The following is a 10,448-nucleotide window of genomic DNA, read 5'->3' as shown; positions in this document are numbered from 1 at the left end:
ACTCGTTACTGCAACTTCATCGAGCGCTGCATTCCATACATGCTCAAGCAACGTCGCCCCCATGCGGGCAGGCTCGGTTGGCTGGGCGTACTGTAAGTGATGTCGGTCACCCACACCCGGTTCGGCTCGGTCACATTGAACTGTTGTTGCACACGATTGGGCGCTGCCACCGAGGGTGGGCCATAACGCTGTCCATGCCGCCGGCGATAGCCGGTCTGGGAATGCAGTCCTTCATCGCGCATCAGGCGGTAGACACGATGCTTGCCACACCACTCGCCCAGATCACGCAGGTCGTGGGTAATCTTGCGATAACCATAGACCCCGCCGCTTTCCAGCCAGGACTGCTTGATCAGCCCCAGCAACCGTTGATTCTCCCGCTGCCGTGTAGAGACTGGCGTTGCGCGCCAGGCATAGTAGCCGCTGGGGTGCACTTCCATCATCCGGCACATGCCTCGCACCGAATGTTGGGCTTCATGAGTCCTGATGAATGCGTACCTTACCGGGATTCTCTGGCAAAGTACGCGGCGGCCTTTTTTAGGATGTCGCGTTCCTCAGTTACACGCTTTAGCTCGGCCTTGAGTTCACGCAATTCAGCCTGCTGGCTCTGCGTTTCACACCGCCCTGGTTCTGCCTGGCTGTACTCCTTTATCCACTTATACAAACTGTGCTGTGATACTCCGAGCCGAACAGATACTCCAGCGACAGGGTAATGCCGCTCGGTAATCTGCTTCACCGCTTCAATCTTGAATTCTTCTGCGTAACGCTTGCTGCTCATGACACCTCCTGATGACGCCTTAGTTTAAGGCTCTTCAGTGTCTACTTCAGCAGGGGCGATTCAGTTTGATAAAACTTAGTTCCGCAAACGATAAGGGAGTTTCAGTCTGCAAGCGCAGGAGATTGCCAGGCGATCATGATGAAATAGGCGTTTTTCGATCAGAATTTTTTTGCGGAATTATTAAAAATTTGGTTTTGACCGCTAAAGTTTCACAAAAAGTTGACGTTGATCAACCAAAGCCGGCATAACCTGCTATCGGTATCGCATCCCCAGCATCGTTTGAGCAGGTTATACAGCCCCGCTGATATCTCCCGAACTGGTGTGTCTGCTGTAGGAAAATTTCTTACACGGAAATACTGTCATTTTCTACACCCGAATCGGACAACCTCCGGTTTTTTCCCTCCTTCCAAACCTCCACAATGCAGCCATTCACTGTGATGGAGGTAAAAATGAAAGCCAACGAACTGACAGCGGAAATCAAGGACTTTAATCTGACTTATCTCATGCTGGCCCAGCAGATGGTAATTGCCGACAAGGATATGGCGATTTTCAGGCTGGGGATAAGCAAGGACATCGCCGATATCCTGGAAGTTCTGACTCCAGGACAAATACTCAAGCTGGCAAATTCCAACATGATGTTGTGCCGGATACGTTTCGACGACAACCTGGTCTTCGGCATGCTCGCCAACTACACCAAAGACAAATTGATGGCGCAATCTCATACGACAATCCTGCTTGCAGGACAGCCGGCTGAAGAAATTTCATAGAGTATTTCCTGAAATATTTGACGAGAATTTTCCGGGGAAGAGAGCTTCCTGAGCAAGAATAAGGATAGGGGGAACGGTTATGCGCAAGAAAAGCATTGTGTCGGAAGCCAACGAGATAAAGACAGCGATCGAGTTGATTCGCCTGGGCGCGCGTCTTCAGTTACTGGAGTCTGAAACCACCCTGAGCCGCGAGCGGTTGATCAAGCTTTATAAGGAACTGAAAGGCGTTTCTCCACCCAAGGGAATGCTGCCGTTTTCCACCGATTGGTTTCTTACGTGGCAGCCCAATATACATTCCTCCGTATTCGCTGATATTTACCGCTATCTGATTGCTCATGGCGACTGCCGTGGAATCAGCGCCATCATCAAGAGCTACAAGCTTTATCTGGAGCACTGCCAGGTCTGCGAGATGGAGCCGATACTCAGTCTGACACGCGCCTGGACGCTGGTACGCTTCTTTGAAAGCAAGCTGATGCAGACCACCGCGTGCAATCAATGCGGCGGGCATTTCGTAGTGCACGCGAACGATCTCCATCACCGCTACGTTTGCGGACTGTGCCATATGCCTTCCCGAGCTGGCAAAACCAACAAGGCGCGGACAGCGATGGTGGCAGAGGCAGCTATATAAACCTTAGCACTCGACACTCCATACTCGCGCAGTCCTTGTTCCGTGCGGAGGACATTGTTCTCCGCCAGCGCCCAGCCTTTTTCTCTCCTGAGCCGGAATTCCTTCCGGCTGCCTTTTGCTTTTTCCGCTTACTTTTCCGGAGCAATGAACACACGGGTCGATGGACTAAAGTCCGGCGGGTTTGACCCGTTATAGAGAACACGATCCAGGATTTGTTGCGTTACTGCAGTGTTGCCGTAGAAGAACCGTGATAAGGCGGGGCGGCAGCACCGCTTGAGCCCGGCTCCTGGACTACGGCGTGCTTCTAAAATTATCTATTCCAGCAATGCAATAGTCGATACAGGAAATATCAGAAAAAGATGTTGGCCATTATTGGATCTCTCGTCGTGCTGGCGTCGGTGTTCGGTGGTTTTGCTTTGGCCGGTGGACACCTGGCTGCATTGTTTCAACCGGTCGAGCTTCTCATGATCGGGGGTGCGGCCATGGGCGCATTTACCCTGGGCAATACGAAAAAAGCCCTCAAAGCCACCTTCAAGTCACTTCCCAAGGTTGTGCAGAGTCCCCGGTATACCAAAGCCTTGTATATGGACTTGATGGCACTGCTCTATGATCTTCTGGTCAAGGTTCGCAAGGAAGGATTGATGTCGATCGAGCCTGATGTCGACGATCCCAATGAAAGCGCGATTTTTGCCAATTATCCCGATATTCTTGCTGAGCATGTTGCGCTCGAGTTCTTGACCGACTACCTTCGCCTCATGGCGGCAGGCAATCTCAACGCATTCGAGCTGGAAAATCTGATGGATAACGAAATAGAGACTCATCACCAGGAAGGCGAAATCCCCGTCCATTGCATAACCCGGCTGGCGGACAGCATGCCGGCATTCGGCATTGTTGCGGCGGTAATGGGTGTGATTCATACGATGGCATCCGTGGGTTTGCCACCCTCGGAACTGGGTGTGCTTGTCGCCCAGGCGCTTGTGGGAACTTTCCTTGGTATTCTTCTGGGGTATGGATTTGTCGGTCCCTTTGCCTCGATACTGGAGCAGAGGCTCAATGAATCGACGAAGATGCTGCAGTGCATCCGGGTCACCTTGCTGGCGAGCATCAATGGCTATACTCCTGCACTGGCAGTCGAATTTGGACGAAAGGTGCTCTACTCGACGGAGCGGCCCAGCTTCGCTGAACTGGAAAGCCACGTCAGACGGGCAAGAGACAAATAAGAAAGGGGAAAGAGGTCAGCCGTGGCAGGAACGCAGCATCGTATCGTCATAAAGAAAGTAAGGAGGCAAAGCCGGGGGCACGGAGGCCAGTGGAAGATTGCCTATGCAGATTTTGTAACGGCAATGATGGCGTTCTTTCTGCTCATGTGGTTGCTTGGTTCCGCGACGCGGGCTCAATTGCAAGGTATTTCCGAATACTTTCTGAGGCCGCTGGAATCGATGCCGGAAAGAAGTCCAGGGAGCGGTGACCGGACAAGTTTGATCCAGGGGGGTGGAAAAGATGTGATCCGCCGGGACGGACAGGTATAAAAGGTGGATGCTGACAGCACTGAAAAACCGCTCAGCCTCAGGACAGCACAGCTTGAGCTGGAGCGGCGCGATGCACGTCGGCTGGAGGACCTGAAGCGCCGCCTGGAGCGCCTGATCGAATCCAATCCTACCATGCGTGAATTCAGGAAGCAGTTACTGCTGGATATTACGACGGAAGGCCTGCGGATTCAGATCATCGATGACAAGAATCGGCCGATGTTTGCGCTTGCCAGGGCTGAACTGGAGCCGCACACCCGCGAAATCCTGCAAAAACTTGGCAGTGCGCTGAACGAAATGCCCAACAAGCTAAGCCTTTCCGGTCACACGGATTCAACTCCCTACGCTAGTGGCGAAAAAAATTACAGTAATTGGGAGCTGTCTGCCGATCGCGCGAATGCTTCCCGGCGGGAGCTCATTCTCGGCGGAATGAATGAGCAAAAGATCATGCGGGTAGTGGGTTTGAGTTCTGCAGTCCTGTTTGACAGGAATGATCCGACGAATCCCGTCAACCGGCGTATCAGCATCATTGTGATGAGCAACAAGGCTGCCGAAGCAATAAGCAAGGAAGGCGCGGAAACAACGGAAGTCAAAACGAATGGCGCGGTCAATCCCGAAACCTTGCGCAGCAGGGCCGGTTGAGAAACTGCTGTCACCATTCGGGAAATCCGGCAACAGCTCCCTCTGGCGCAAAACACTCCACTCACTCCATTGATTCTGCCCAAGTGCGGAAACTCCCTCCGCACCGTGTAAAGAAAACTCCCTGTGTTATCCCCTCCGCGGTGCTGCGAGAATTATGGGGAAAATTGCGTTCTTTTTCCCCGATAGCTTTCTCCTAAGCTGCTCAATAATGCCTCATGTCATCCACGTGCGGTAATTCCACGTGGAGTTATCAGTCATTAGGGTTGTGACAGGAATCTGCAGTGAGCGAAGAGAGCGATCAGGAACGAACGGAACCGGCGTCTCCCAGACGTCTGGAAAAGTCTCGTGAAGAGGGGCAGGCGCCGCGCTCCACGGAACTGTCGACATTTGCCCTCCTTATTACAGCTGGGACTGGCCTTTGGCTCATGGGCGGACACTTCAGCAGCCAGCTTGCCCGATTGATGAAGGAGGGAATGCATATCCCGCGTGAAATCGGATTTGAATCGGCGCGCCTGGTCGAGCGTCTGTTCGACCAATCCTTCCATGTGCTGATTACCTTCGCTCCCTTCCTGATACTGATGATCCTGGTCGCACTGGCGGCGCCCATGCTGCTTTCCGGATGGCTTTTCAGCTGGAAGTCACTCAATCCCGATTTCAAGCGGATAAATCCACTCACCGGCTTAAGCCGGATGTTTTCACTGCACAGCCTGATCGAATTGGCGAAAGCTCTCCTCAAAGCCGCGCTGATCGGGGGCGCAGGGGTATGGACGATCTGGCATTACAAGGAATCCGTGTTGTCGCTCATCGCCCGGCCACTCGTCCCGGGTTTAACTCATATGGGCGAACTGGTTGCCCTGAGTTTTTTTACCATCGCAGGCACCATGATACTGATTGCCACGGTGGATGTGCCGTTCAGGTTGTGGGATCACTACCGCAAGCTCAGGATGACCAAGGAAGAAGTTCGTCAGGAAAACAAGCAAACGGAGGGTAATCCGCAAATCAAGGGGCGTATCCGTGCACAGCAGCGCGAAATGGCAAGAAAGCGCATGATGACCGAAATTCCCAGGGCGGATGTGATTATCACAAACCCTACCCATTACTCCGTCGCGCTCAAATACGAAGATGGCAAGATGCGCGCCCCCCGCGTCGTCGCGAAGGGTGTCCATCTGTTGGCCCTGAAAATCCGCGAGGTAGGACATCAACACAAAGTACCGGTGCTGGAAGCGCCACCGCTGGCCCGTGCTCTCTATCAACATGCTGAGCTGGGAGATGAAATTCCCCAGGCACTCTATAACGTTGTCGCCGAGGTGCTCGCCTACGTCTATCAATTGCGCCGTCATCAGCAATATGGCCAGGCTGGCGGCAAGGCGCCAATCCTGCCCGAACTTGCCGTGCCGGCTGAGCTGGATCCGGAAAACAAAGCGTTCAAGAAAGCGGGAAGAACTGGAAAACCTGAATAACGATGGCTGCGATGACAAAACTGACTTACCTGTTTAGCGGTGCGAGGGCGCGCAGCCTTGCAGGCCCGCTGCTGATATTCATGATCCTCGGCATGATGGTGCTGCCACTGCCTGCATTTTTACTGGACATGATGTTTACCTTCAACATCGCGCTTTCCATCATGGTGTTGCTGGTCAGCATCCATACGCACAAACCCCTGGATTTTGCCGTGTTTCCCACGGTACTGCTCCTTTCAACGCTGCTGCGATTGTCGCTCAACGTAGCGTCTACCCGCGTGGTGCTGATGGAAGGCCATACCGGGCCGGATGCGGCAGGAAAGGTCATCGAGGCATTCGGTCATTACCTCGTCGGCGGAAATTATACAGTCGGCATAGTAGTGTTCATTATTCTGGTGGTGATCAACTTTGTCGTCATTACCAAGGGTGCAGGCCGCATTGCGGAAGTTTCCGCGCGCTTTACGCTGGATGCCATGCCGGGTAAGCAGATGGCAATCGATGCGGACCTCAACGCAGGCCTCATCGGTGAGGAGGAGGCCGGCAGGCGGCGCGTCTCCATTGCGCAGGAGGCGGAGTTTTACGGTTCCATGGATGGCGCGAGCAAGTTCGTAAGGGGAGATGCGATAGCGGGAATTCTCATCCTCTTTATTAATGTAATTGGCGGATTGATAGTCGGCGTTCTGCAGCATGACCTCGATCTTGCGACCGCCGCCAGAAATTACACCCTGCTTGCTATCGGTGACGGACTGGTGGCACAGATTCCCGCGCTTATTATCTCTACCGCTGCCGGCCTGATCGTGAGCCGCGTCGGCACCGATGAGGATATCAGCACTCAGCTGGCAGGCCAGCTTTTCTCAAATCCCCAGGTATTGGCTTTGACTGCCGCTATCATCGGCCTCATGGGCCTGATACCCGGCATGCCTCACATTGCCTTTCTGCTGCTGGCTGCATTGTGCGGTGGCGGTGCCTATCTGATGGAACAGCGCCGCAAGCGGCTTGCATCGCAGGCGCCGACAGCGCCCGTTATCCAGGTGGAGGCTCAGGATGCGAGCTGGGATGATGTCATGCCCGTGGACATACTGGGGCTGGAGGTGGGTTATCGGCTGATTTCGCTCGTGGACAAGGCCCAGGACGGGGAGCTTCTCGGGCGGATCAAAGGCGTGCGCAAGAAATTCGCCCAGGAGGTCGGGTACCTTCCGCCAACTGTTCATATCCGTGACAATCTGGAACTGCGCCCTAACGGTTACCGGATAACGCTCAAGGGAGTCGCTATTGGAACCGGTGAAGTCAATGTGGGGCAGTATCTCGCCATCAATCCAGGCCTCGTATCCGGCAACGTGCCTGGTCTTCCCACCACCGACCCTGCCTTTGGGCTGCCCGCTGTCTGGATAGAAGCAGGCCAGCGAGAGCGCGCCCAGTCGCTCGGGTATACGGTGGTCGATGCAGGCACTGTCGTTGCCACCCATCTCAATCATCTGGTGCACAGCCACGCTGCCGAATTGCTCGGTCGTGCCGAAGTGCAGCAACTGGTGGATCGACTCTCAAAGGATTCTCCCAGGCTGGTGGAAGATATGATTCCGAAACTGCTTCCGCTCTCCACCTTGCAGAAGGTGCTGCAGAATCTGCTGGAAGAGAATGTGCATATACGCGACATGCGAAGCATCGTCGAAGCCTTGGCCGAGCACGCTTCAAAAGTTCAGGATGCGCATGAGCTGACGGCGCTGGTGCGCATTGCGTTGGGACGGTCAATCGTCCAGCAGATATGGCCACAAGCCAGCGAGTTGCAGGTGATGGCACTTGATTCCGGACTGGAAAGGTTGCTGACGCAAGCTTTGCAGGCCAGCCCGACCGGGGCAGGAATCGAGCCGGGACTCGCCGATACCCTCATTCGGGAGGCAGCTGGAGCCAGTCAGCGGCAGGAGCAGGTGGGACTGGTTCCCGTGTTGCTGGTGCCGGCGCCGCTTCGAACCTTGCTGGCGCGTTTTCTGCGCCGTGCCGTACCTCAACTGAAAATACTGTCGCATGCGGAAGTACCCGATTCAAGCAATATTAAAGTCACTTCGATCCTTGGAGCCAGAGCATGACTATCAAACGATTTTTCGCCAAAACAACCAGTGAAGCATTGCGCATGGTACGCGATGAGCTCGGATCCGACGGGGTGATTCTGTCGAACCGGGCGGTAGACAATGGTGTCGAGATATTGGCCTTGAGCAATAGCGATATGTCTTCGTTGCTCCCGCCGCCGGAATGCCAGAAAGAAGATGGGCAGCAGCAAAGGCGGCGTGAGGAGAGCAGGAATGGACTTTATGCGCTTTCACCCGAAGTATCGACACCCCCGTCTGACGTCTCCAGGAGCGAGCCTGAAAATCCTGCTGTACATCCTGCTGCGATTGCAGAACAGGCGACAAGAATTGAAAGAAACGTTGAAGATTCACCTCAGGCTGATTCGCCTCCTTCGCCGCGAAAGAAGACGCAAGAGACAGGCCACGCTGCCAGGACGAACAAAAAAACCATTCCACAAGTTTCCAGCAAACGTCCTCGCGCAACTACGGGGGGCGTGCAGTCCTCGAAGAGTGGAGAAGGGTTGACGAAGAAAAGCAACAGAGGAACACCCCCCCCTGAACCGAGCGGAATGGGGGAAACGAGCGTGTCGGATTTCCGGAGCTGGCGTAAACGGTCGGAGAATACACGCCGCAGGGCAGACGGGATGAATCCCGGCAGGCAGCGGCGGCTTGCGCTGGATTCTCTTCAAGTCGCGGACAAGGTTGCGGCCAGTGTTCTCAAGGAAGTCCGTTTCATGCATTCGACACTGGAACAGCAACTTGCCTTGCTAAGCCGGAACGAGCAGGAGAGGCGCGATCCGGTGCGCGGGCAATTATTCCGCCAGCTGCTGGCAGCAGGACTCCATGATACTTCCGTACAGGCGCTGCTGGATCAATTGCCAGGAGATTTGGACGCAAGCGCAGCCATGAACTGGGTAAGAACGGCACTGACAGGCAGCCTCCAGACTATCGGGAATGAGAACGAAATTCTGGAGAAGGGGGGTGTTTACGCACTGGTAGGGCCGACCGGTGTGGGTAAGACGACGACCACTGCAAAGCTCGCAGCGCGTTGTGTTGTCCGTCATGGAGCAAGCAAGGTCGCTTTGCTGACGACCGACAGTTACCGCATAGGTGGGCACGAGCAGTTACGGATTTATGGCAAGATTCTCGGGGTCACGGTGCATGCAGTGAGGGATACGCAGGATTTGACGCTCGCGTTGAATGAATTGCGTGGCAAGCATATGGTGCTGATCGACACGGTTGGCGTGGGGCAGCGCGACCAGATGGTGGCCGAACAGGTTGCCATGCTGAGCGGTTGCGGCAGTGAAATCAAACGTCTGTTGCTGCTCAACGCCGCCTCGAGCTGGCATACACTGGATGAAGTTGCGCAGGCCTACTGGGGCGATGGCCTGGCGGGTGCCATCATCAGCAAGCTGGATGAAGCAGTGGTAACGGGCTGTGCGCTCGATATAGCTATGCGTCACAGTCTGCCTCTCTACTACGTCGCTCACGGCCAGCGGGTCCCCGAGGATATCGAACTCGCGGATGCCGAGTCTCTGGTAAACCGCATGTTCGACGATCTCTCGCAGTTCGCTCACTTTCCTCAGTTTCAGAGTGCCACGTCTTTTACCCCTATCGATCATTCATGCTCGATAGCCGGGGCAGGTGGCGAGGATGGCGGAATCGGGCCGGATATGAGCGAGGTGTACCTTGGCTGAGCCGATTCATGACCAGGCAGAGGGCTTGCGCCGATTGCTGGTTCAGAATTTCCTGCGCATTGTCACACTCACATCGGGCGGAACGGGTGCGGGAAAGACCACAGCTGTGATCAATCTCGCGGCGGCTCTGACGCGCAATGGAAAAAGCGTGCTGGTAATCGACGAGAACACGGGCGCAGGCAATGTATGCGGACTGTTGGGGTTGAACGCGCACTGCGACCTGCTGGATGTCATTCGGCGCGACAAAACCGTGCAGGAAGTGGTTGTCAGCAGTGTCCACGGATTTTCGATCCTGCCCGCGGGGCGGGGCATGCGAGCCCTTGAAAAACTCAATGCCGGCGACCGCGCTCATCTGATCGGATCTTTCGCGCATATAACGCCGCCATTCGACGTGGTCCTGATCGATGCTGCGCCGGGCAGGGCCAGCCGCTCGCTTTCACTTGCTCTTTCAAGTCATGAAATCGTTGTGGTTGCTTCGCCCGAAGCCGCTTCCATTACTGCGGCCTATGCACTGATCAAGCACATCGGCGGAAACTGCCAGAATAAGCGGCGCTACCACATTCTGATCAATAAAGCGGTTACAGAAATCGAAGCAAATACCATTTTCAGCAATATGGAGAGCGCCGCCAGTCGTTATCTGGGGATCTCGCTCCAGTTCCTGGGATATATACCGTACGAGCACAAGCTTTGTCCTAGTAACCCGTTGCCCAAATCTCTTTCGGCTACGTCCTTCGGGGCAGCGTTTCAGCATGCGGCGGAATCGTTGATTCACTGGCCATTCGAGGAGGATGAAGGACGAGGTCTCGAACGCTTCATGCAATGTTTGCTGCAAGGCAGTCCCGGCAGTCAGGGTACCAGAATGAATGCCGTTACAGCAGAGTCATAGTGAGGAA

General features: G+C 54.9%; 7 protein-coding genes and 2 pseudogenes. 8 read left to right on the top strand and 1 reads right to left on the bottom strand.

Translation table 11 applies throughout. The features are described 5' to 3' along the window. Positions 1-92: 92 nt before the first annotated feature. Positions 93-775 (bottom strand): annotated as a pseudogene (locus C8R21_RS16425) (IS3 family transposase); the annotation flags it as partial. A gap of 449 nt (positions 776-1,224) precedes the next feature. Between C8R21_RS16425 and flhD the strand changes: the two are divergent. The 8 genes and pseudogenes from flhD (at position 1,225) to C8R21_RS09390 (ending at position 10,441) form a co-directional block, all read left to right on the top strand. Next, entirely contained in the window at positions 1,225-1,542 is a 318-nt protein-coding gene (gene flhD / locus C8R21_RS09425) for a flagellar transcriptional regulator FlhD (RefSeq protein ID WP_107762458.1), read from the top strand. 79 nt (positions 1,543-1,621) lie between these two features. Then, the gene (gene flhC / locus C8R21_RS09420) at positions 1,622-2,170 is read left to right on the top strand and encodes a flagellar transcriptional regulator FlhC (protein WP_107762457.1); all 549 of its coding nucleotides are present in this window, start codon (positions 1,622-1,624) and stop codon (positions 2,168-2,170) included. 359 nt (positions 2,171-2,529) lie between these two features. Then, positions 2,530-3,390 carry a flagellar motor stator protein MotA gene (motA, locus tag C8R21_RS09415; RefSeq protein WP_107762456.1) on the top strand — a complete coding sequence of 287 codons (861 nt, stop codon included), beginning with the start codon at positions 2,530-2,532 and terminating at the stop codon, positions 3,388-3,390. A 21-nt stretch (positions 3,391-3,411) separates the two neighbouring features. After that, a pseudogene (gene motB / locus C8R21_RS09410) lies at positions 3,412-4,338 on the top strand (flagellar motor protein MotB). 281 nt (positions 4,339-4,619) lie between these two features. Then, positions 4,620-5,798 (top strand): flagellar biosynthesis protein FlhB, encoded by a 1,179-nt coding sequence (flhB, locus tag C8R21_RS09405; protein WP_107762455.1) that lies wholly within the window; start codon positions 4,620-4,622, stop codon positions 5,796-5,798. Between the two features lie 2 nt (positions 5,799-5,800). Further along, positions 5,801-7,879 (top strand): flagellar biosynthesis protein FlhA, encoded by a 2,079-nt coding sequence (gene flhA / locus C8R21_RS09400; RefSeq protein ID WP_107762454.1) that lies wholly within the window; start codon positions 5,801-5,803, stop codon positions 7,877-7,879. Then, the gene (gene flhF / locus C8R21_RS09395) at positions 7,876-9,555 is read left to right on the top strand and encodes a flagellar biosynthesis protein FlhF (protein WP_107762453.1); all 1,680 of its coding nucleotides are present in this window, start codon (positions 7,876-7,878) and stop codon (positions 9,553-9,555) included. Before flhA ends, flhF begins: the two co-directional genes overlap by 4 nt. Next, the gene (locus C8R21_RS09390; protein WP_107762452.1) at positions 9,548-10,441 is read left to right on the top strand and encodes a MinD/ParA family ATP-binding protein; all 894 of its coding nucleotides are present in this window, start codon (positions 9,548-9,550) and stop codon (positions 10,439-10,441) included. The genes flhF and C8R21_RS09390 overlap by 8 nt, the downstream gene beginning before the upstream one ends. Positions 10,442-10,448 lie beyond the last annotated feature (7 nt).

The organism is Nitrosospira multiformis (assembly GCF_003050865.1).
Lineage (GTDB): Bacteria > Pseudomonadota > Gammaproteobacteria > Burkholderiales > Nitrosomonadaceae > Nitrosospira > Nitrosospira multiformis_E.
The sequence above is the reverse complement of the archived record's forward strand: the minus strand, read 5'-3'. Positions and strand labels throughout refer to the sequence as shown.